22 protein-coding genes are annotated in these 21,248 nt (G+C 58.5%); 8 read left to right on the forward strand and 14 right to left on the reverse strand.

Annotated features, from left to right (window positions below):
* Positions 1 to 162 precede the first annotated feature (162 nt).
* Positions 163 to 1,020: a sulfurtransferase gene (locus tag HRR99_RS15845; protein WP_233123667.1), complete on the reverse strand. Its 858-nt coding sequence runs from the start codon at positions 1,018 to 1,020 to the stop codon at positions 163 to 165.
* A 177-nt stretch (positions 1,021 to 1,197) separates the two neighbouring features.
* On the opposite strand from HRR99_RS15845, the gene HRR99_RS15850 reads away from it, so the two are divergent.
* The gene (locus tag HRR99_RS15850; RefSeq protein WP_233123668.1) at positions 1,198 to 3,000 is read left to right on the forward strand and encodes an ABC transporter ATP-binding protein; all 1,803 of its coding nucleotides are present in this window, start codon (positions 1,198 to 1,200) and stop codon (positions 2,998 to 3,000) included.
* A 41-nt stretch (positions 3,001 to 3,041) separates the two neighbouring features.
* On the opposite strand, the gene HRR99_RS15855 is transcribed toward HRR99_RS15850, so the two are convergent.
* Complete coding sequence (locus HRR99_RS15855) at positions 3,042 to 3,734, reverse strand: GntR family transcriptional regulator (protein WP_233123669.1); 693 nt, start codon at positions 3,732 to 3,734, stop codon at positions 3,042 to 3,044.
* A 201-nt stretch (positions 3,735 to 3,935) separates the two neighbouring features.
* Here HRR99_RS15855 and HRR99_RS15860 point away from each other — a divergent pair, with 201 nt between their 5' ends.
* Genes HRR99_RS15860 through HRR99_RS15880 form a run of 5 tightly spaced genes read left to right on the forward strand, consistent with a single transcriptional unit; the run spans position 3,936 to position 8,797 of the window.
* Entirely contained in the window at positions 3,936 to 4,598 is a 663-nt protein-coding gene (locus tag HRR99_RS15860; protein ID WP_233123670.1) for an aspartate/glutamate racemase family protein, read from the forward strand.
* On the forward strand, positions 4,595 to 5,962 hold the full coding sequence (locus tag HRR99_RS15865; RefSeq protein WP_233123671.1) for a dihydroorotase: 1,368 nt from the start codon (positions 4,595 to 4,597) through the stop codon (positions 5,960 to 5,962). The genes HRR99_RS15860 and HRR99_RS15865 overlap by 4 nt, the downstream gene beginning before the upstream one ends.
* Before the next feature lie 11 nt (positions 5,963 to 5,973).
* Positions 5,974 to 6,900, forward strand: a complete 927-nt coding sequence (locus tag HRR99_RS15870; protein WP_233123672.1) for a dihydrodipicolinate synthase family protein — start codon at positions 5,974 to 5,976, stop codon at positions 6,898 to 6,900.
* Positions 6,900 to 7,658, forward strand: a complete 759-nt coding sequence (locus HRR99_RS15875; RefSeq protein ID WP_233123673.1) for an SDR family oxidoreductase — start codon at positions 6,900 to 6,902, stop codon at positions 7,656 to 7,658. The genes HRR99_RS15870 and HRR99_RS15875 overlap by 1 nt, the downstream gene beginning before the upstream one ends.
* A 5-nt stretch (positions 7,659 to 7,663) precedes the next feature.
* Positions 7,664 to 8,797: a MalY/PatB family protein gene (locus tag HRR99_RS15880; protein ID WP_233123674.1), complete on the forward strand. Its 1,134-nt coding sequence runs from the start codon at positions 7,664 to 7,666 to the stop codon at positions 8,795 to 8,797.
* A gap of 69 nt (positions 8,798 to 8,866) precedes the next feature.
* On the opposite strand, the gene HRR99_RS15885 is transcribed toward HRR99_RS15880, so the two are convergent.
* The 4 genes from HRR99_RS15885 to HRR99_RS15900 all read right to left on the reverse strand — a co-directional run bounded on the left by HRR99_RS15885 (position 8,867) and on the right by HRR99_RS15900 (position 11,809).
* The gene (locus HRR99_RS15885) at positions 8,867 to 9,652 is read right to left on the reverse strand and encodes a transporter substrate-binding domain-containing protein (RefSeq protein ID WP_233123675.1); all 786 of its coding nucleotides are present in this window, start codon (positions 9,650 to 9,652) and stop codon (positions 8,867 to 8,869) included.
* 68 nt (positions 9,653 to 9,720) lie between these two features.
* The gene (locus HRR99_RS15890; RefSeq protein WP_233124939.1) at positions 9,721 to 10,377 is read right to left on the reverse strand and encodes an amino acid ABC transporter permease; all 657 of its coding nucleotides are present in this window, start codon (positions 10,375 to 10,377) and stop codon (positions 9,721 to 9,723) included.
* Positions 10,377 to 11,186, reverse strand: coding sequence for an amino acid ABC transporter ATP-binding protein (locus tag HRR99_RS15895; RefSeq protein ID WP_233123676.1), 810 nt, complete (start codon positions 11,184 to 11,186; stop codon positions 10,377 to 10,379). Before HRR99_RS15895 ends, HRR99_RS15890 begins: the two co-directional genes overlap by 1 nt.
* A complete protein-coding gene (locus HRR99_RS15900; RefSeq protein WP_233123677.1) occupies positions 11,183 to 11,809 on the reverse strand; it encodes a DUF1989 domain-containing protein in 627 nt (208 codons plus the stop codon). Before HRR99_RS15900 ends, HRR99_RS15895 begins: the two co-directional genes overlap by 4 nt.
* Before the next feature lie 341 nt (positions 11,810 to 12,150).
* Here HRR99_RS15900 and HRR99_RS15905 point away from each other — a divergent pair, with 341 nt between their 5' ends.
* Entirely contained in the window at positions 12,151 to 13,326 is a 1,176-nt protein-coding gene (locus tag HRR99_RS15905; RefSeq protein WP_233123678.1) for a M24 family metallopeptidase, read from the forward strand.
* Positions 13,327 to 13,413: 87 nt separating this feature from the next.
* Here the strand turns inward: HRR99_RS15905 and HRR99_RS15910 are convergent, their stop codons facing one another.
* From HRR99_RS15910 to pxpB, 8 genes are read right to left on the reverse strand one after another with little or no spacing between them, the layout of a single operon-like run.
* A complete protein-coding gene (locus HRR99_RS15910; RefSeq protein ID WP_233123679.1) occupies positions 13,414 to 13,827 on the reverse strand; it encodes a VOC family protein in 414 nt (137 codons plus the stop codon).
* A 32-nt stretch (positions 13,828 to 13,859) separates the two neighbouring features.
* Positions 13,860 to 15,044 (reverse strand): M24 family metallopeptidase, encoded by a 1,185-nt coding sequence (locus tag HRR99_RS15915; RefSeq protein ID WP_233123680.1) that lies wholly within the window; start codon positions 15,042 to 15,044, stop codon positions 13,860 to 13,862.
* 12 nt (positions 15,045 to 15,056) lie between these two features.
* Positions 15,057 to 15,695 (reverse strand): GntR family transcriptional regulator, encoded by a 639-nt coding sequence (locus HRR99_RS15920; RefSeq protein WP_233123681.1) that lies wholly within the window; start codon positions 15,693 to 15,695, stop codon positions 15,057 to 15,059.
* Positions 15,692 to 16,948 carry a Zn-dependent hydrolase gene (locus HRR99_RS15925; RefSeq protein WP_233123682.1) on the reverse strand — a complete coding sequence of 419 codons (1,257 nt, stop codon included), beginning with the start codon at positions 16,946 to 16,948 and terminating at the stop codon, positions 15,692 to 15,694. The genes HRR99_RS15920 and HRR99_RS15925 overlap by 4 nt, the downstream gene beginning before the upstream one ends.
* Positions 16,945 to 17,889, reverse strand: coding sequence for an NAD(P)-dependent oxidoreductase (locus HRR99_RS15930; protein WP_233123683.1), 945 nt, complete (start codon positions 17,887 to 17,889; stop codon positions 16,945 to 16,947). The genes HRR99_RS15925 and HRR99_RS15930 overlap by 4 nt, the downstream gene beginning before the upstream one ends.
* Positions 17,886 to 18,530, reverse strand: coding sequence for a GntR family transcriptional regulator (locus HRR99_RS15935; RefSeq protein WP_233123684.1), 645 nt, complete (start codon positions 18,528 to 18,530; stop codon positions 17,886 to 17,888). Before HRR99_RS15935 ends, HRR99_RS15930 begins: the two co-directional genes overlap by 4 nt.
* A 12-nt stretch (positions 18,531 to 18,542) precedes the next feature.
* Positions 18,543 to 19,508 (reverse strand): 5-oxoprolinase subunit C family protein, encoded by a 966-nt coding sequence (locus tag HRR99_RS15940; protein ID WP_233123685.1) that lies wholly within the window; start codon positions 19,506 to 19,508, stop codon positions 18,543 to 18,545.
* Positions 19,505 to 20,248, reverse strand: a complete 744-nt coding sequence (gene pxpB, locus HRR99_RS15945; RefSeq protein WP_233123686.1) for a 5-oxoprolinase subunit PxpB — start codon at positions 20,246 to 20,248, stop codon at positions 19,505 to 19,507. The genes HRR99_RS15940 and pxpB overlap by 4 nt, the downstream gene beginning before the upstream one ends.
* A gap of 224 nt (positions 20,249 to 20,472) precedes the next feature.
* On the opposite strand from pxpB, the gene HRR99_RS15950 reads away from it, so the two are divergent.
* Positions 20,473 to 21,246, forward strand: coding sequence for a LamB/YcsF family protein (locus HRR99_RS15950; protein ID WP_111839364.1), 774 nt, complete (start codon positions 20,473 to 20,475; stop codon positions 21,244 to 21,246).
* The last annotated feature ends 2 nt before the right edge of the window (positions 21,247 to 21,248 follow it).

Consider the following 21,248-nt stretch of genomic DNA (forward strand, 5'->3'; position numbering starts at 1 on the left):
GCGCCTCTGATATTCCACGAAATATATCATCGCTTTTTAGACTGTAAAGGTAATCTGCGATCAATTTGAACAAATAGCTAATATTGCTTATTCATTGTGCAAAAGAGGAAATATTATAGTGTCGTGAGCGGGATTTGAGCAAAATCTGAGCGCCAGATTCGCTCAACCAGGATAGGCACCGGTGACGACAGGACGCGTTGGATCGCTGACCCAGGCAGACCACGACCCGGGATACATAGCCGCTTTGATGCCGATGGAGGCAAGCGCCAGCACCGTGTGTGCAGCCGACATTCCCGCCCCGCAATAGACACCGACCGGTTTCTTGCCATCGGCACCCAGCGCCCGATACATTTCGCGCAACGTCTCTCCGTCGGTGAAATTTCCGTAGTCCGTAACATTGTCAGGCGCTGGTGCACTCAAGGCATGGGGAATATGCCCGCGTGGTGGCTGGCCAGGCGCGACTTTCCCGCCAATGTAATTGGGCCGAATACGCGCATCGAGAAGAACACCATCGGTCGCCAGCTTCAGTGCATCGTCGGCACCAAGCTCAGCCATATGTCCCGGCAACAGAACGATGTCGCTCGGCACCGGTGTCGTGCTTTCATCCGTCACCGGCATATCCGCCGCAATCCACGCTGGAAAACCACCATCCAGTACCCGCACATCCGGCAGGCCTGCCCAGCGCAAGACCCACCACGCGCGCGCAGCCGTCATGCTGCGGTCAGCATCGTAAATGACGATGGTACTGTCAGGTCGCAGACCCCAGCTGCGTGCCTTGGCCTGAAGTTCTGCAATGTCAGGCAGGGGTCTCTGCCCCCCTTCGACGCTCGCAGGAGACTGAAAATCGGTATAGGCTTGCGTATCTATCGCGCCTGTGATCCGCTGCACCTTGAACGAGTTCTGGCCCGTATAGGGATTAATGGAGTGCACGGCGATGACCGTGACATCCGCACCAGAGGACAACATTTCTTGCAACTGTGCTGGCGTCAAAAGAACCGAAATGCGCGTCGTGTCAGACATGGTGATCTCCGAATATCAGGGCTGAAAGGAGCTACCTCTCTTATCATGGTAAAATCATCCAACGCGAAAAGGATGACAAGCAATAAATATCTCACGTAATATTCTACTAGATATTTTTATTGACATTCGATCATCTGCGCGCTGCAATGCGGCTCTCATGAGCCGGAGTATCGAGATTTGACAGTCCTTTCGGTCGAAAATCTGACAACTGCATTTCGCCGCAACGGCATCTGGAACTCCGTGGTCAATGATGTGAGTTTCAGCATCGATGCCGGTGAGACAGTGGCAATTGTCGGCGAATCCGGTTCTGGCAAAAGCGTCACGGCCATGTCGATCATGCGACTGTTGCCGGAGCGAACATCGCGCGTGGCAGGCACCGTCAGGCTTGGCGAAACCGACCTGCTGTCGCTTCCCGAGCGGCAAATGCAGGACATTCGCGGCAATGATATCGCGATGATTTTCCAGGAGCCGATGACATCGCTCAACCCCGTCCTATCGGTGGGCCGTCAGATTGCCGAATCGATCATCCGGCATCGTGGTATCTCCAAGACCGAGGCGCGGGCGGAGACGGTGAGGCTTCTCGAGCGTGTGCGCATACCCGCCGCATCCAGCCGTTTTGACGAATATCCGCACCAGCTTTCTGGCGGCATGCTTCAGCGCATCATGATTGCCATGGCACTGGCCTGTCGCCCGAAACTGCTGATCGCCGACGAGCCGACGACGGCTCTCGACGTCACCGTTCAGGCGGAAATCCTGCAACTGATCAAATCCTTGCAGGATGAGGAGAACATGGCTGTCCTCTTCATCACCCATGACATGGGTGTTGTGGCCGAAATTGCAGACCGGACCGTGGTCATGTTCCGCTCCCGCGCGCTCGAAACCGGCAAGACGGAACAGATTTTTGCCCAACCTGCCAATGTCTATACCAAGGCGCTGCTCTCTGCCGTGCCAAGGCTGGGGTCGATGGTAGGTCACGATTATCCGGCCACATTTCCGCTGACCGATACGGATACCGGTGTTTCCTCAGTCGAGCGCGAGATTGCGGGAACGATACCCGCAAACAAACCACCGATCCTGGAAGTCGGCAATCTGATCACCAGGTTCGATATCAAATCCGGTGTCTTCGGGCGTGTCAGCGGCCGCGTTCATGCTGTCGAGAATATCTCGTTTGATCTACATGAGGGTGAAACGCTGGCGCTCGTCGGCGAGTCCGGCTGTGGCAAGTCCACCACCGGGCGGTCTGTGCTGCGACTGATTGAGCCGGTCAGCGGCTCCATCCGCATCAATGGACAGGAGGTCCGTTCCCTCACGCCAGCCGCGCTTTCGAAGCAACGCCAGCATATGCAGATGATCTTTCAAGACCCCTTCTCCAGTCTCAACCCGCGCATGCGCGTGGGTGAGGCCATCATGGAGCCGCTGGTGTCGCATGGTTTGGCATCGACCAAGGACGCGCGAGACAGGGCCACGGACCTGCTGGTCCGCGTGGGCTTGCAGGCGGATATGGCAAAGCGCTTTCCACATGAATTCTCAGGCGGTCAGCGCCAACGCATCAGCATCGCGCGCGCTCTGACGCTCAATCCCGGCCTCATCGTTGCCGATGAAGCTGTGTCTGCGCTTGATGTTTCGATCAAAGCTCAGGTTGTGAACCTGATGATGGAACTGCAGGAGCAGCTGAAAATCGCCTACCTCTTCATTAGCCACGACATGGCCGTGGTAGAGCGCGTCAGCCATCGGGTCGCAGTCATGTATCTGGGTGAGATCGTCGAGATCGGCACCCGCGCCCAGATATTCGGCAATCCACAGCATGCCTATACAAAGCGGTTACTCAGTGCCGTTCCGATTGCCGATCCCGCCAGACGCCATTTGCGGAAAGTGGCGGAAGGCGGAGAGATTGGCAGTGCGGTGCGTCCGGTAGATTATGTACCGGTGGTGGCACGCTATGCAGAGCCAGCACCCGGCCATCTCGTGAAGGTCGCCTGAAAGGTCGGCGCATGCGCCGAGATTTGCGCGGGAACGGAGACTTAGAGCGTCAACCCGCCCTGCCCAGTTGCGATCAGTGCGCCGAGGATGCCGCTCCGGGTATTCTCGTTGTGCTCCACAATAACCTGCCGCGCGAGATCGGAATCACGCTTGCGCAGAGCCGCCACGATACGATGATGATCGACATTGGTTTCCGGATTGATGTCACGAACGCGCGCGCCCATGTAGAAAAGCCGCGCACATTCCTCAAGATGGCTCATCACCAGCGCATAGAGGCGAGGATTGCGGGAACCACGGGCAATGGCGGAATGAAATTCCTGATTGGAATCCACGAAGGTTTTCGTGCTGATCTCCTCACCGATCACGTAGCTCACATCGGCCAGCTGATCGAGCGCGTCGAGGTCTTCATTGGAAAGGTTCTTGGCCGCAAGCGCCGCCGCAGTCCCTTCCAGCATGCCGCGAATGGCAAAAAGGTCGTTCATATCCTTCACGGTGACAGGCGTGACGCGGTAGCCGCGGCGAGGATAGGCTTCCATGAAACCCTCGACGCAAAGCCGTGCAAGCGCCTCGCGCACCGGCGTCTTGCTGACGGAAAGCTGCTCGGCAAGCTCCGGCTCGGACACATCCATGCCCGGCGCCAGTTCTCCGGTGATGATGCGCTCCCGCAAGATGGCGTAAGCCTTCTCGGTCAGAGATTTGCTGCGCTTCTGCCCCGACACATCCGCTTTGTTCAAAGCCAATCTCCAGTTTCGCGTCTACGCCATGCGTTTATGCTCGCAGGTTCAACATAGGTCAGTCATCCGGGCATTGCTATGCACCGATTGCGCCTTGGCCTCATCACCAACAGAACTTTGACAAACAACGACGCTCTGATATACTACGTAATATATTTTGCGGATACAATCCTCGTATTCGTCCACGCCGCAGGTATCGTCTTGTCAGAAATTCTGGTCATCAATCCCAACAGTTCCGTCTCTGTCACACGCTCCATGGAGGCCTGCCTTGGTCTCGTCCGCGATGCCACCCGCCACAGCATCCGTTGTGCGGAACTTGCCAAATCCCCGCCCGGTATCGAGACGGACGCCCATGTGGGTGAGGTCATTCCCAACATAGTCGAAGCCGTGAACGAGGCCTCAGCCGATGCCTTCGTGCTTGCCTGCTTCTCGGATCCCGGCATTGCAACGGTCAGAAAAATGACGACGCAACCCGTCGTCGGCATTGCCGAAGCGGCCTATCTGGCGGCCCTTGGCCTTGGTGAGCGCTTCGGCATCATCTCCCTCGGCCAATCCTCGATCAACCGGCACCTGCGCTATCTGAAACATCTGGGCTTCGACGGTCGCCTTGCTGGAGACCGCTCCATCGACAAGACAGTGGTGGAGTTGATGGCGGGAGACGTCGTCGAAATCGTCTCACGCACGGCGAAAGTTCTGCGTGATGAGGACGGTGCCGATGTCATCATTCTCGGCTGTGCGGGCCTTGGCGGATACCGCCGCGCGCTCGAAGAGACACTCGGGCTTCCCGTCATCGATCCTGTTCAGGCCGGCGTGGCGCTGGCGTGTACAACACTGGACTTGCAATATGGAAGGCATGCATCATGAGCCATGATATCGTGATAACCGGCACCGTGGTACTGCCGGACGGCCCACTGGAAAACGGCTGGATTGCCATCAAGGACGGAAAGATTGCCGCCATCGGCAGCGGTGATCTTCCGGACGCAGGCGATCGGTTCGACGCAGGCCAAGACCTGATCATTCCCGGCGTCATAGATGGCCAGACCCATGCTTGCAGCTATGGCGGACTGCCCGGCATCGCGTCCACCACCCGCTCGGCGGTGGCTGGCGGCATCACCACCATCGTGGATATGCCCTATGACAATCCCGATCCGCTGAATTCGGTCGCAAGACTGAATGCCAAGATCGACGCAATCAATAAGCATGCCCATTCCAACGTCGCACTTTACGCCACGGTGACGCCCGACCAGTCCACCGAAGAAATCGACGGTCTGATTGCCCGGGGCGTGGTGGCGTTCAAGATTTCGACCTTCGAAAGCAGCCCCACGCGCTTTCCGCGTATCTCCTCCAACCAGACACTGGAAATCTTTTCCGCCCTTGCCGATACAAACATTCCTCTTGGCGTGCACAATGAAGATCAGGAAATCGTGCGCGCCCACATTGCAGCCGCCAAGGCCGCTGGACGTGATGGCATTGAGGCGCATTCCGAAAGCAGGCCACCGGCGGCGGAAATGGCCGCAACGGCGCAATTTCTGGAACTGGGTGCAGCCGCAGGCGCCCACGCGCATATCGTTCACCTCACGACGACACGGGGCTTCGACATTGTCGAAAACTATTTGCTGGATGGTTTCCGCGCGACAGGTGAACTCTGCGTGCACTATCTCTGGCTGGACCCGGAAATCGACGGCCCCGAACTCGGCGCGAAAATGAAGGTCAACCCACCCATCCGCCCCGGCCAGATCGAGGCGCTGTGGGAGGATGTGGCGGACGGTCGTATCGCCTTCGTCAGCTCGGATCATTCCAGCTGGCCGGTCGACAACAAATTCACGCAGTCCATTTTCGACGCAGGCGCTGGAGTGCCGGGTCTCGAAACCCTTCTTCCGGCTTTCTACACCGGCGCGGAAATACGCGGTTACGATGCTGCGATGATGACGATCGAGCAACTCTGCGAACGGCCCGCCAAATTCTTCGGCCTCTGGCCCGAAAAGGGCACATTGCGTGTCGGTGCGGATGCCGACATCGCCATCCTGAAAACCGAACGGCAGATCTGGGACTCGTCAAAAGCCCATGATGAACTGTGCTGGAGCCCCTTCAATGGACGCGAATTTTCGGTTCGCGTGGTGCGCACCTATGTCGGCGGCAAGCTGGCGTGGGATGGTGCCGACATCGTCAATGCAGCCGGTGAAGGCCAGTACGTTTCTCGCGGCACATCCAGCTGGTTTGAAGCTTAAAGGAGAATGAGATGCCATTGATCAACAACCAGACGTCGGGCGTTTTCGTTATTGCCTGCACCCCCTTTACCGATGATGGCGCAATCGATGTGACAAGCATCGATTGCATGGTGGATTTCTATTACGACAAGGGCGCGGACGGTCTGACGATCCTTGGCATGATGGGCGAAGCCCCGAAGCTGACGCAGGCCGAGTCCATCGCCATCACCCGCCAGACGCTGGCACGCTCGGGCGACAAGCCCGTGGTCGTCGGTGTTTCCGCACCAGGTCTGGCTGCCATTGGCGAATTGACGAAAGCCGTGATGGACATGGGCGCGGCAGGCGTCATGGTCGCACCGCCATCCAGCCTGCGCACAGACGAACAAATCATCGGCTATTACCGCAACGTCGTTGAGACTATAGGCACCGACGTTCCGGTCGTCTTGCAGGATTTCCCACTCGTTACTGGCGTGCAGATTTCCTCGAAAACGCTCGGCACCATCTTCGAAGAGCATCCCAGCATCGTCATGCTCAAGCATGAAGACTGGCCGGGCCTGCAAAAGATCACCGATCTGCGCAATGCCGAAGCCAAGGGTCGCCGCCGGACCTCGATCCTGTGCGGCAATGCTGGTGTGTTCTTGCCGGAAGAGATGCAGCGCGGAGCAGATGGCGCGATGACCGGTTTTGCCTATCCCGAAATGATGGTGGAGGTCTGCCGCCTGAGCAATGAGGGGCGCTATGACGCTGCACAAGACTTGTTCGACGCCTATCTGCCGCTGATGCGTTACGAACAACAACCGGGCTTGGGCCTCGCCATCCGCAAATATGTACTGGCCAAGCGTGGTGCAATTGCCAGTGCTGCCCAGCGCCGTCCGGGCGCATCTCTCAACGCGCAGGCCATCGCTGAAGTCGAACGGCTGATCGAGCGCCAGAAACACAAACTTGAGGCATTGAAATAATGGATTTTCTGATTTCCGGCAAAACCGCCCTCGTTCTGGGCGCAAGCCGTGGCTTGGGTGCCGCCATCGCCAAAGGGCTTGCCGCTGAAGGCGTCAAAGTCTTCGCCGCCGCCCGCAACGTGGGCACAATAGAAAAGACCGACAACATCACGCCACTGACGGTCGATCTCTCCGACGCGACATCCGTCGCTACGATGATCGCAACCGTCACGGCAGCGGGTGGCGTCGATATTCTCGTCAACAATTCCGGTGGCCCCAAAGCCGGACCGGCCGCCGGCCAGTCGAAAGAAAGCTGGGCCAGCGCCTTCGACAGCATGGCAACCTCCATCTTTACAGTGACCGACGCCATGCTGGAAGGAATGATTGCGCGCAAATGGGGTCGCATCATCACCATTGGCTCCTCCGGTGTCGTGCAGCCCATTCCCAATCTGGCCCTTTCCAACGGCATCCGCGCTGCGGTGTCCGGTTGGTCGAAAACACTGGCTGGCGAGGTTGCCCGCCACGGCATCACCGTCAACATGATCCTGCCCGGCCGGATCGATACCGACCGCGTGCGTGAACTCGATGCAGGCAAGGCAGAGAAAACATCAAAGACGGTTGAAGCCGTGCAAGACGCCTCTCGCGCCGAAATCCCGGCGGGCCGTTACGGCAAGCCGGAAGAATTTGCAGCAGTCGCGGTCTTCCTTGCCAGCGCGCAGGCAAGCTATGTAACGGGTTCGGCCATCCGGGTGGACGGTGGCATGATCAAGGGGTTCTGATCAGAATGGTTGATTTCGACAAGGTTGTTGAGCGTCGCGGGACCGGAAGCTCCAAATGGAGCAAATACGGACCGGATATCCTACCCATGTGGGTGGCTGACATGGATTTTCCATCTGCCCCTGAAATTGTCGATGCCATCAAATCCCGCCTGGAACATCCTTGTCTTGGTTACGGCGTAGCGCGTGACGAGTTGCGCGCCTGCATCGTAGCGGATCTGCAAACCAAATATGACTGGACGATCACGCCTGAAGAAATTGTCTTCCTGCCGGGCGTCGAGCCCGGATTCAATATGGCGTTAAAAGCCATGCTTTCACCGGGCGATGGTGTGCTGGTGCAAACACCGGTGTATCGCCCGATCCTCAATGCCCCCGGCCATTGGGACATGAAGCGAATTGATGCGCCGCTGGTCGCCACTAACGGTGGCTACAAAATCGATCTGGACGATTTTTCCGCCAAGCTTAAGCAGTCCAAAGCCTTGTTGTTTTGCAATCCGCAGAACCCCACAGGAAAAGCCTTCACGCGTGGCGAAGTCGAAGCAATTGCCGGGCTTTGCGAAAGCAATGACACGCTGATCATCTCCGACGAAATTCATTGCGATCTGCTGTTGGACGGCAGAAAGCATGTCCCGATTGCCTCGCTTTCGTCCGATGCAGCAAGCCGGACGATCACGCTGATGTCAGCGGCAAAAACCTATAATATCGCTGGTTTGAAGACTGCCTTTGCCATTGTTCAAGACAGAAATATGCGCGAAAAGTACGTGCAGTATCGCTTGGGCATGGTCGACAGCGTCAACATACTCGGCCTCGAGGCCACCTTGGCGGCCTATAGTCATGCTGATGTTTGGAAAACGAAGATGTTGGCCTATATCGAGTCCAACCGCGATTTCCTCTCGCAAGAGATCGCCAAACGCTTCCCACAGATAAGGATGATAAAACCTGAAGCGACTTTTTTGGCCTGGCTCGACTGCTCTGCCCTCAACCTTCCGACCGATCCACAAAGCTTTTACCTGAAACACGGCAAAGTCGGCTTCAGTGCTGGCTCAGAATTCGGAGCGAACGTTTCCAACCACCTACGAGTCAATTTCGGCTGCCCCCGCGCGCTGCTTGAAGAGGCTATTAACAGAATGGCGCGGAGTTAGGCGGGCACCGCGTACGTGGCCCGCCCATTCGCTTACAAACAATCGAATTTAACGATGCTTAGGGCAGGTTTACTTAATTGTCTTGATCGGGTCCTTAGGGGTAGGGTCAAAGCCGACAAGATCGCTTGTCAGTTTGGCATAGGTGCCATCGCCGACCATGTCGGCCAGTGCCTTGTTGACCGCTTCGACCAGATGCGGTTTGCCCATCTTGAAGGCAAAACCCTTCTGGACATGGCTGACGTAATCATCGGTCATTGCCAGCGCCAAGCCGCCTGACTTGATGGCATAGGCCGCAGCGATGGAATCCGTAATGACGGCGTCGACATTGCCGTTGACCAAATCCTGCATGGCGTCGGATTCAGCCTTGTAGCCCTTGACCGTTGCACCCTTTTCCTCGGCGATCTTTGTCCAGGACGAGGAGACCAGTGCGCCGACAGGCTTGCCCTTCAGGTCGGCCGCAGACTTGATCGGCGAGTCCTTGGCTGTGACGACGCGACCGCCTGATTCCAGCCAGCCATTTGAGAATGTCACCTGCTTCTGGCGTGCTTCAGTAATGTCCATAGCTGCGCTGATGACGTCATACTGGTCCGCCTGAAGGCCGACCAGAAGCGAATCCCATTTGATCAGGACTGGCGTGTATTCGAGGTTCAGTCGTTTTGCGACCTCCTGCATCACGCGGATTTCGAGACCGTCAAGTTTGCCATCCGGCGCGCGCATGCTGAAAGGCGCATAGGTGCCTTCGGTGGCAACCATGAGCTTGCCGGGCTGCAACAGTTCCAGATCGGCTGCATTGGCATTTGGGATGATGGCGAGGCCGGCGAAGACAGCGGCGACGATCAGAGATTTGAATTTCATGTTTCAGTTCCCTTGTTGTTTGTGCATTCTCTGTTCAAAAGCATCGGTCGGACGCGATCATGGTTTGATCACCCCAGGTTGCCGTAACGACGCTCAAGCCAGGAGGCGAGCGTGGTGAGGATCGTTGTCAAAGCCAGATAGATGAGCGCAACCGCGATGTAGAACTCAAACGGGCGAAAGGTAGAGGCGATCAGCGTCTGCGCATAGAGCGTCAGTTCCACCACGGTCACAGTCGACAGAAGCGAGGTGTTCTTCAGCGTCGAGATTGCCTCGTTGGTGATGGATGGCAAAATGATGCGAAAGACCTGCGGCAGAATAATGCTGCGCATCGTCTCGGCCGGACTGAAACCGAGTGCCAGCGCCGACTCCGTCTGGCCGCGCGGTATCGCGCTCAAGCCGCCGCGAACGATTTCAGCCACATAGGCACCACTGTTGATGCCGAGCGCAATGACACCGGCGGTAAAGGGCGAAAGTCTGATGCCAAGCTGCGGTAGACCGAAATAGATGATGAAGACCTGAATCAGCGTCGGCGTGCCGCGGATAAACCATATGTAGAAACCAGCCGCCATCCGAACGACCTTAAACTTGGAGCGCTGCGCCAGCGCTGCCACCAGACCGCAAACCCAGGAGACGGCGATGGTGAGAATGGTGATGCCGAAGACAGTATAGGAGGCTTCGAGAAAGCCTGGACCGTAAAGGCGGACTTCATTCCAGAAATTGCCCATCACGCCTGCACTCCCCGGTCGCTGTCAGTGGAAATTGAACGACCGACCTGGTCATGAAGGATGCGATGCAGGAACTGTTTTAAACGGTCGCTTTCCGGATGATGCAAGATATCGGGCGACCCGGCTTCGCCGATTACGCCCTTGTCGAAGAACAGCACACGGGAGGAGACGTCGCGAGCAAAGGCGATTTCGTGGGTGACGAGCAGCATCGTCATGCCATCAGAGGCAAGCGAGGCCATCAGCACCAGAACCTCGTGCACCAGTTCGGGATCAAGGGCAGAGGTCACTTCATCGAACAGCATCAGACGCGGCTTCATGGCAAGTGCGCGGACAATCGCGACGCGTTGCTGCTGTCCACCGGAAAGACGAGCTGGATAGCTGTGGCGCTTCTCGAACAGCCCGATGCGGGACAAAAGCGCTTCAGCCTGCTCGATAGCCTGGCTGCGCGGTAATTTCAGAAGCTTCATCGGCGCATGGGTAACGTTCTCGAGCACTGTCATATGCGGCCAGAGATTATAGCTCTGGAACACCATGCCGACACGGGCGCGCAACGCTTGCAACTGTGCCTGGCTGGGGAAGAAACGCGATTCCGGGCGAAAATCGAAGGACATCTCTTCGAAGTTCATGAAGCCGGATTGGGGCATTTCCAGTGCATTGATCGAGCGCAGGAATGTGCTTTTGCCGGAACCGCTCGCGCCGATGATCGAAACAACCTCGCCTGCATTGACGTCCAGTGAAACGCCCTTGAGGACCGCGTTGTCGCCGAAACTCTTGCAGATGTCCTTCAGGCTCAGAAGCGGCGCGCTCATGCGGCATCCTCCCCATGATATTCGTGTGTGATGACGACCTCGACATCCTTGGGCGTGCGGGCCGTGCCATTGATCGGCGTGATGTCCTGGGGGCAGGCAGACAGCACGAGAGCCAGATCCATTTCGGCGCGTAGAACCACGTAATCGCCCGCAGCCGTCGCCGGGGGAACACGATCAACCGTGCCGTCTTCCTTCACAGGGACATTCATGAAAAGATTGAGGGACGCTGGCGTGAAGGGCACGGAGATACCGGCCTCGGTCAATCCCTCATGGAAATTGTCCGTGCAGCTGCGGTGCGCTTCGGTGCAGCCAAGCTGCTGATAAAGCTCAACGCTGCAAGGGCAAAGCAACGTATCGTGGCGCACATCAGCGCTATCCGCCACCATGGTCAACATCGACCGGCGGCGCGAAGACATGACGCGCATACCTTTTGTGAAGAAGATATTGCTGTTGACGGAACGCGTATGATCCATCGACGAGACCTCGGATTCATCCTGCGCCGCGACCGCCCAGGCATCGACCACTTGATTGCCATGGGTGTTGATGATGCGGGCATGTTGTCCGGCGTTCATCTGAAACACACGCCCGTGGCTTGCGGCGACAATCTTGGTATCGAGATCCATATCCACTCGTCTTTTTGGGTAACCGGGCTTCTTGCGCAGCTTTTTGGCGCTGTCGCAAAGCCCGTCATCAATTTCAGTACACCGAGCTTATTCAGTATACCAGTGGAGTTCAAGTAGCCTTTTCAATAAATTAGCGATCAATTATTTTGCGACAAGCGCATTAAATAGTCAGCATCCGCTTATATATTAGGCGATACGCTGTTGTGGTAAGGCCAAACGAAAGATAACATTGACGAAAGGATACAGCCGGTGTACCGAAAATGATAATGAGATTGCCATGGCCGATACAGCAAAGTTTAGGGCTATGACGCAAGCAATCAGATCGCATCCGGAGTAACGCCATGCATCGGTATTTTCCCATCGAAGAATATGAAACCCGCTGGGCGCGTCTCCACGAGGAGATGATCCAGAGAGGCTTCGAAACGGCCGTCGTCTTTGGCCGTGGCGGTGGCACCACGGATAATTGCGGCGACGTCCTCTATCTTTCCAACCACTATGCGATCAGTGGCGGGATGGATTCATTGATCTGGACGGCCCGTTCCTTTGCCGCCGTCATCCTGCAACCCGGACGCTCCCCACAACTGCATATTGACGAGCCGGAAGTGCGCCGCGATCTCGTTTCGATTGAGGATGTTCTCAGCAGCAACCATCCGTTCGAAAGCGTGGCACAGACGCTTGTGGAACGGGGCATCAAGGGACGTGTGGCGCTGGTCGGCACGCATTTCATCCCGATCAAATATTACCGGCAGCTGGAAGCCATCGCGCCAGACATTGAATGGGTTCCCGCCGACGATCTGGTTCGCTCCGTACGCCGCATCAAAAGCAGCCGTGAACTCGACTGTTATCGCTATGCGGGCGAAACCGCGACACTCGGTGTCAATGCCTTGATGGAAGGACTGGTCGGCGGGCTTTCGGAACGAGAGGCAGCAGGCGAAGCAGCCCGCGTGGTCGTCACCAGAGGCGGCCGTGTTCAGATGATCGGCACAAATCACGGAGAGACCCTTGGTTTCGACCAGCGTTTTCCGCTTACCGGCTATAGTGAAGACGTGCCAGCCATTGGCGATATCGTCACGGGCACGCTGCACGGCGCGCTGTATCAGGGCTACTACCTCGACCCCGGTCGCACCGGCGTGCGTGGCGCTGCCAATGCGGAGCAACGGCGTCTGATCGAGGCGGCGAGCGGCATCGTGCATCGCCTGTCGGCCATGCTACGCCCCGGCGTAACATTGCTGGATGTGGCGGCAGAGGGCGACAGGATGACGGCAGCCTTTGGCGGCTCGATTTCGCCCATCATGAAGAATTTCCCGTTTTATGGCCACGGCATCGGCCTCGGCTTCGAGCTACCGCGCATCTCGACCACCATGTCCATGCCGGAAGACGTGGTCGAGGCCAATATGGTGTTCGGCGTCGAAGCGTTCCTGTCGCTCGATGGCGTTGGCGCGGCCTTCTACGAGGACATCATCATCGTTGGCGAGACTGGCAACGAGCTCATCACCAACTCGCCCAGCATGTTTTAACGGACAGGCTCGTCCCTTCACCGGAAGTCATAAAATCCAAAAGTCACAAAAGCCGGGCGGATCAGCGATCCGCCTTGCTTTTCCGCTTCAGCGAGCAAATACGCTGTCAAAATCCTTGAAGCCCTTGACCTCGATCGGATTACCGCTCGAATCGAAGAAGAACATGGTGCGCTGCTCACCCGGCTCGCCTTCGAAGCGAACGACGGGCGGGATGTCGAAGGCGACGCCACCCTTTTCGAGACGCTCGGCAAGCGCAAACCAGGCATCCAGCGGCAGGATGACACCGAGATGTGGCATCATCACCATATGGTCTCCGACCTTGCCGGTGCGGGTAACTTCAAAGGGCTTGCCGAGATGCAGGGAAATCTGGTGGCCGAAGAAATCGAAGTCGACCCAGGTTTCGGTCGAACGGCCTTCTTCACAGCCGAGGATGTCGCCGTAGAAACGACGGGCCTCATCGAGATCGGTTACGTGGTAGGCGAGATGGAAAAGTGAACGCATGGCATGCTCCGTTTTGTCTGGATGGATGGAAATCAGCGGATGGTCATTTGTCGAGGCAGGGTTGAGAGCGGTTCAGCGCCGTTTTCAGTGACGATCACCGTCTCGGAGGCACCAACTGTCCACTCGCCGTAATGTCGCAATGTTGCAGGCAGATGGAACACCATGCCTGGCTCGATGATGCGGGTGACGTTTGAAAAGAGGCTGAGAATGGCCCCCTCGCCCCAATCGGGGGCAAAAGCAACGCCCATGGAATAACCGATACGCTTGCGGAAGGCTGCGGTGTAACCGGCGGCGTCTATCAATGCTTGCGCCGTATCATGGACATGAGCACAGGAGACGCCCGGCCTGATTTCCCCAAGGGCAGCATCCAGCGCCCACAGTGAACAACTCATCATACGCTGCGCCTCGTCGGGCGGCGTGCCCATCCAGACGGTTCGCATCAATGCTGCGTGATAGCGCGCATGGCTGCCCGCCAGCTCGAGAAATAGCGGATCACCCACTTGGAGGACGCGCCGACGCCAGGTCATATGCGGCAGACCGCTGCGCGGTCCCGATGAGACCAGCGGCTCCATTGCCATGACTTCAGAACCGGCGCGGGTTGCTGCGTGCAGCATGTCCGCGGCCACGGCGTTTTCATTCGCACCTTCGACACATGCCTCGATACCGGCAATCATGCCAGCCTCGGCATAACCGGCTGCCTGACGGATCGCCTCCAGCTCCGCTGCGGACTTGATCATGCGCAGCGATGGCAGGATTTGCGAGCCGTCGGCAATGGATGAGACGCCCAGTCTTTCGGTGATTTCGGTTGCGAGCTTGGGCGAAAGGAACCACCCGGCAAGCTCGACCGCCGGGTGGGCGATGCCGCGCTGACGCAGGAGGTCTACCAGCGCCTCTGCCGGATTGTCGGCATCCTGATAGGTGACGATGTCCGGCAGATAAGTGTTGGCGAGCGTGCCGAACAATTCCAGCTGTCGGACGAGCAGCACCGGTTCGCCATCCGCAGGCAGGATCAGCGCCTGAAACGCGAAATAACCCGCTGTCTGGCGTCCCGTCAGCCAGTAGATCGTTTCCGGCCCGGTGACGATGAGCGCCTCATGGCCGCTGGCATTGATCGCGGCACGTGCGCGCGCCTGCCGTTCGGCAAATTCGGATGCAGGAAAGGAAGCCTCGATGCCGCGGAACTGGGCTTGTGTGTCGAAGGTCGGATGAAGGGTCATGCGGTCAAGACCTCAATTGCGCGCCAGCCAGCCGAGAAAGCGGGCTCTGACACTGTCGAAATGCACTTCCATCGCAGCACGGGCCGCAGCGCCGTCCCGCGCCTCGATGGCATCAATGACGGCGATATGTTCCAGCGCCTGCTGGTCAAAACGGTCATGGGTGCGGGTGATGGTACAACGACGGGCAATGCTGCGCATTTCTGTCAGCATCGACGCGAGCAGCGGGAGGCCAGCGGCAACGGCGACGGCATCATGAAACGCGTCGTCATCGACCCAGAACAGGTCGAACTCGATATCGCCACCGCTGGTGAAATAGCGCATTCGCTCACGTGCCTGGGCCAGCGCCTCGGTAAAGGGCAGACCGGCCGCTTTCTGGGCGGCCGCACCTTCGAGAAGACGGCGTAGCTGCACGATTTCCAGCAATTGCTCGACGGTGACGGGTCTCACCATCAGCGCGCCGTTTGGCAGGCGGGAAATAACATTCTCCTTTTCGAGCCGCGATATGGCTGCGCGCAGCGGTGTACGCGAAATGCCGGACTCCAGAGCCAATGTCCGTTCCGTCAGCATCTCGTCAGACGAAAGCTGGCCTTGAAGGATGCGTTTCTTGAGGTCGCGATAAACCTGCTGCGCCAGGGTTTCCTTGTCGTTCATTTGCTGCCTCCCGTACCGAAATCGCGTATGGCGGCGTAAAGAACCTCGACTGCCGCAGCCAGATCGGCCGGGTCCATTCCTTCGTCTGGATTATGACTGCCGTTCCAGTTGCGCAGAAACACCATGACGCTGTCCCACCCGGCCTGTGCAAAGGCCGCCGCATCATGACCACCGCCGGAAAGCATCCGACGCGGGCTATATCCAAGCTTTGTCGCGCCACTGGCAATCTGATCACCAAGCGTTGAGGACAGTTTTGTCGGCTGGCTGCGCGACTGCGGGCCGAGATCGAAGCGGACGCCGCGCGCCTTTTCGATCTCGTGGATGTCCGCCTTGAACAGGCCATCCAGCTCATCGAGCACGGCAAGGTCGTCGCTGCGAAGGTCTACGCAGAAATTCACCCGGCCCGGCACTTTAGCAAAGGCATGTTCCGACGATGCCGCATCGACACGACCGAAGGTGACGGCCAGATCCTGCGACCGCTCAAGTGCTTCTTGCCAGCGTCTGTCCATGCCAACGATCAGGTCTGCCAGTGCGAACACCGCATCGGCCCGCTCCGAACGCGCCGGACCACCGGAATGGGCCCAGGTCCCGTTGATTCGTGCCTCACGGTAACGCAGGCCACCGCGCACACCCGAGACGATGCCGAATGGTTCCTTGGCATTGTCGAGCACTGTGCCTTGCTCGATATGCAGCTCGATGAAATGTGCAGGCGCAAGACCTGGGCCTGTCAGTATCTCATCGGGCCTGCCGCCTTCTTCGAGAAGATGGTCGTAGAGCGTGCGACCCGTATCGGAACGCTTCGCTTGCAGCTCCGGTGCCGTCAGTCGCCCGAGTGCTGCGCGCGAACCCACATAGGAGACCGGGAACCAGACGCTTTCCTCGGCCCGGGTGACCGTGACAACCAGATCGACGGGCGGCTGCTCACCGGTGTCGACAAAGGCGGCGGCCAGTGCCATGGCACCTGAAACGCCAGCCTGCCCATCATAGGCTCCACCCATCGAAACCGTATCGAGATGAGAGCCGATGTAAATGGCAGGTGCAGAACGGTCGCGGCCCGGCAGGCGGGCAAACAGGTTGAGGGCGGCATCACGCGTGACCTCAAGTCCAAGCGCTTCGGCCTCCGCGACGATTACCTCATGCGCCTGACTTTCGAGCCGGCTGTAGGAGGGGCGGGTTAATCCCGGACCGACATCCGAGATTGCATTGATGCGATCCAGCAGGCTGTCGATGGTGTCCCTGATGACCAAGCTCATGCGTTCACCCCTTGCAGGTCGATTGTCGTTGCCGGACGTTTGCCGGAAAGGGCCGTCAGCACATGGCCCGCGGCAGCCACCGCCACCCGCTCCAGAGCCTCACCCGTCGTGCCGCCCAGATGCGGCGTGAAGATCACCCGATTGGTGGCCGCAAGCGGACCTTGGGCGGCGCCCGGAGAATAGACGTCGAGACCAGCGCCGGCGATAATGCCGTTATTGATGGCTGCGACGAGTGCTGTCTCGTCTACCAGCCCGGCCCGCGCAGTGTTGACGAGGATCGCGCCACGCTTGACGGCTGCAAAGGCCTTCGCGTCGAACATGTTGCGGTTGTCCTCGCGCAAGGGCGTGTGGATGGAAATGAGATCGGCGGCGGCAAGCCCCTCTTCGAGCGTCGCGACACGCTCATAGGCCAGTGTGCCTGTGCTGCGCGGCGAATAGATAAGGACCCGCATGCCGAAAGCGACATCGAGCATATGCGCGAGACCCTGCGCGATTGCGCCCCAACCGACGACAAGAACGGTTTTGCCAAAAAGCTCCTGGAAGCTCGACGCCTCACGAAAGCCACGCGATCCGGAACGCACAGCCTGATCTGCCGCCGGGATCAGCCTTGCGGCCGCTATAGCAAGGCCAAGCGCCAGTTCGCTGACGGAGCGGGCATTGGCACCCGGCGTATTGCAGACGAGAATATGGCGCCTGGCGGCTGCGACCTTGTCAATCGAATCGTGGCCCGCGCCATGTGAGACGATGACCTTCAACGTGTCGGCAGAGTCAATGGCATCGGCCGAGAGTCCGACATCGCGGGTGATGACCGCTTGGCAATCACGGATCAGACGTGTGACGGTCGCAAGATTTGTATCCGGGCACATAACGGGCTCGACAGCGGCACCCGTCAGAAGAGCGACGCCCGCTGCATGGATGGGTTGTACGATGAGACATTTCATCTGGATGTTCTCTGTGTCGGCGTGCTTAGTCGCTCAAGGATGGCATCGCGGGCGTGGGAAATATGCTCCCGCATCAACACTCCCGCCCTATCGCCGTCACCAGCCCGAAGCGCCTGAAGAATGTCGAAATGCTCCCGGCAACTGGTGAGGAAGCGGGCCGGAACCTGAGTGTGGTCGAACATGCATGTGCGGCGGCGCAGGTCGCCGATTGCACGCATCATCATCTGGTTTCCGGCGGCAAGCGCCAGCGCGTGATGCAGATCATCGTCTACGCCGCGCTGCTCGTCGTCGTCGCCCGGCCCCTCATTTTGCAAAGTGATGACGCGGCTCTCCAGATCATCGAGAACAGTAGCAGAAATGCCCGTCGCATGTCGCGCGCAGTAGCTTTCCAGCTGCTGGCGCAGGAAGAATATCTCCTCTATTTCAGGGATTGTCAGGGTACGGACCTTCAAGAAACGGCCCTCCTGAACGGCAAGGCCCTCCGCCTCGATACGCTTGATCGCTTCGCGCACGGGCGTGCGCGACATCGCAAGCTCGTCGCCCAGCTTGGCTTCCTGTAAAAGGTCGCCGGGTTTCAGCACACCGGCGAGGATCATCTCGATAATCTTGCCATAGGCCTGCTTGGCGAGCGGTTTGTTCAAGACCTGTCTCCTTTACACATCTGCCGCACCCGTCGCATGATCGAGGCTGGACAAAACCTCGTCCATAGAACGGCTCTGGGCAATCCAGAGATCTTCCGCCTGTTCCTGCGTCACGAGCCTGAGGCGGATCAGACTGCCGGTCACCGCCTGTGCCAGCCTCGGCAGATCAACGGAAGCGACGGTTGCGATCTTCGGATAACCGCCGGTCGTCTGGCGCTCGGCCATCAGGATGATCGGGCGACCGGAAGCTGGCACCTGGATCGAGCCCATGACTGTGCCGTCGGACACGATGTCATGGCCACCGGCCGCGACGATCTGCTGCCCGTCCAGAAACTGTGCCATGCGATCCCGGCTGCCGGAGACGACGAACGGCCCCCGCAGAAATTGTTGCCACGCGGCGGCATCGAAATGCTCCGCCTGCGGGCCTTTGATGACACGGATGGGGCCTGCGGAGCGGTGCAGAGGCGTGCAAAGAACCCTTTGCGGCGCGGCGAGTGCGCTATCGGGTGTCCCGCCGAGCGGCAAACTATCGCCAGGCTCAAGACGCCGACCGTCAAGACCCCCGATGCCCGAGCGCAGATGTGTCGAACGCGCACCGAGGACCGGCTCGGTCTGAATGCCCCCGGAAAGCGCAAGATAGCCCCAGACGGCGTTGGTCAGAGCTCCAATGCGCAGGGTCTGACCCGGAAGCAGTTTGTGGCTCGCCCAGCAATCCACACGCTCGCCATCGACCGTGACCGACACTGCGCCACCGGTCACGGCGAAAAGCACCGGCTCGTCCACTTCAAACTGGCCACCGACACTGGCGAACTCGATCAACGCATCGTCTTTGGCATTGCCTACGAGACGGTTCGCGATCAGCATCGCGACGCCATCCATGGGACCGGACGCGGACACGCCCATCTGCACGAGACCAGTGCGACCGAGGTCTTGCACGGACGTCATTGGCCCGGCCTGATTGACGATCAGCGTGCTCATGCGTCCTCCCACTCAGTATGTGGGTTTCCTGCCGCGACAGCTGCATCCAGCTCGGCGGCCTCGTCGTGCTCGATCTGGCGAAACCGGACATGGTCGCCAGCCCTCAACAAAAAGGCATCGCTTCGGGTCGGATCAAACATCCTGATCGGCGTGCGACCTATGAAACGCCAACCGCTTGGCCCGTGAACCGAATTGATGCTCGCCTGCTTGCCACCAATTCCGATGGCGCTCGCCTCTATCCGCTGGCGCGGCACCGGAAGCCTTGGCGTATGCAATTTTTCCGGCAGGCCTCCCAGATAGGCAAATCCGGGCGCAAAGCCGATCATGTAAACGCGGTAATCCCCCGAGACATGCATGGCGATGACGTCTGCCACGCTTATTGCCTTCATCTCTGCCAAGTATTCCAGATCCATGCCGGGATCGCCGCCATAGACCACCGGCACGACGAGCCGCCGCCCGCGAGTTCCGTCAATACGAATGGCCGAAAGCCGCTCGATAAGGCGCACCGAAAGATTGCGGCCACGCACGATCAACGGATCATAGGAGACGAGCAACGACCGGTAGGTTGGCACCGTCTCGACTATTCCCGCGATTGCGTTCTGCCGAAGATCCCTGGCCAGTGCCACGATGCGCATGTTCGTCTCTTCGGAAATCTCATCCGAGAGTTCGATGACGATGGCGCGATCACCGCTGGCGGCAATTCGCGGATAAGGCAAATGCGCGTTTTCAGACACTGTCATTTTCGTCCCAACTTCCGCCAGCGCCCTTTGCCTGTCTGCATCCTTAAGGGCACGGCGTATCCGCTTATTCTGTCTTGTTCCCATTGTCGGTGTAGATAAACAAGTCTAACAACCTCCTTGTCATTTCAGTACACCAATTGTATGTCAAGACTGCTTTACGGTTATGATCGGCAATTTCGATTGAGCGGACCTGACTTCTGAATGGCTAAAACGGGATGATCCACATGCCTACGATCGACCTTAATTGCGACATGGGAGAAAGCTTCGGCGCCTACAAGATTGGCGACGACACAGCCATGATGGGTATCATCACCACCGCAAACATCGCCTGCGGTTTTCATGCGGGCGACCCGAGTGTAATGCGCGATACAATCGTCTCCGCACGCGAAAAGGGAGTGGCAATCGGCGCGCATCCCTCATTCATGGATCTTTACGGCTTCGGCAGGCGCCGCATTTCTGGCGAACGCCCTGAAGATATCGAGGCGCAGATTATCTATCAGATCGCCGCCATTCAGGGCATGGCGACGACACTTGGCTGGCCGATCACCCATGTGAAGACCCACGGCTCGCTCGGCAATATGGCCGCCGAAGACGAGGCATTGGCGAAGGTCTGCGTCCAGGCAATCAAGGCGGTCGATCCAACCCTCATCTTCATTACTCTTCCCTATTCCCAGACGATGCGCGCTGCCGAAGCAACTGGCCTTAGCGTTGCCTGCGAGGTCTATGCCGATCGCCGCTATCTCGACAACGGCATGCTTGCGCCGCGCCAGATGGAAGGCTCGGTGATCCATGATCTATCGGCGAGTGTCGATCAGGTTCTTTCGATGGTTTGCGACAACAGGATCCCGACCATCAACGGATCGCATCTCTCGGTCGATGCGGCAACCGTTTGCATCCATGGCGACACGCCGGGCGCACCGGCAACCGCGTGGGCCTTGCGCAACAAGCTGACCGAATCAGGCGTCACCATTGCACCATTTACCAAACCAAAGATGTGAAA

It is taken from the genome of Agrobacterium vaccinii, assembly GCF_021310995.1.
Lineage (GTDB): Bacteria > Pseudomonadota > Alphaproteobacteria > Rhizobiales > Rhizobiaceae > Agrobacterium > Agrobacterium vaccinii.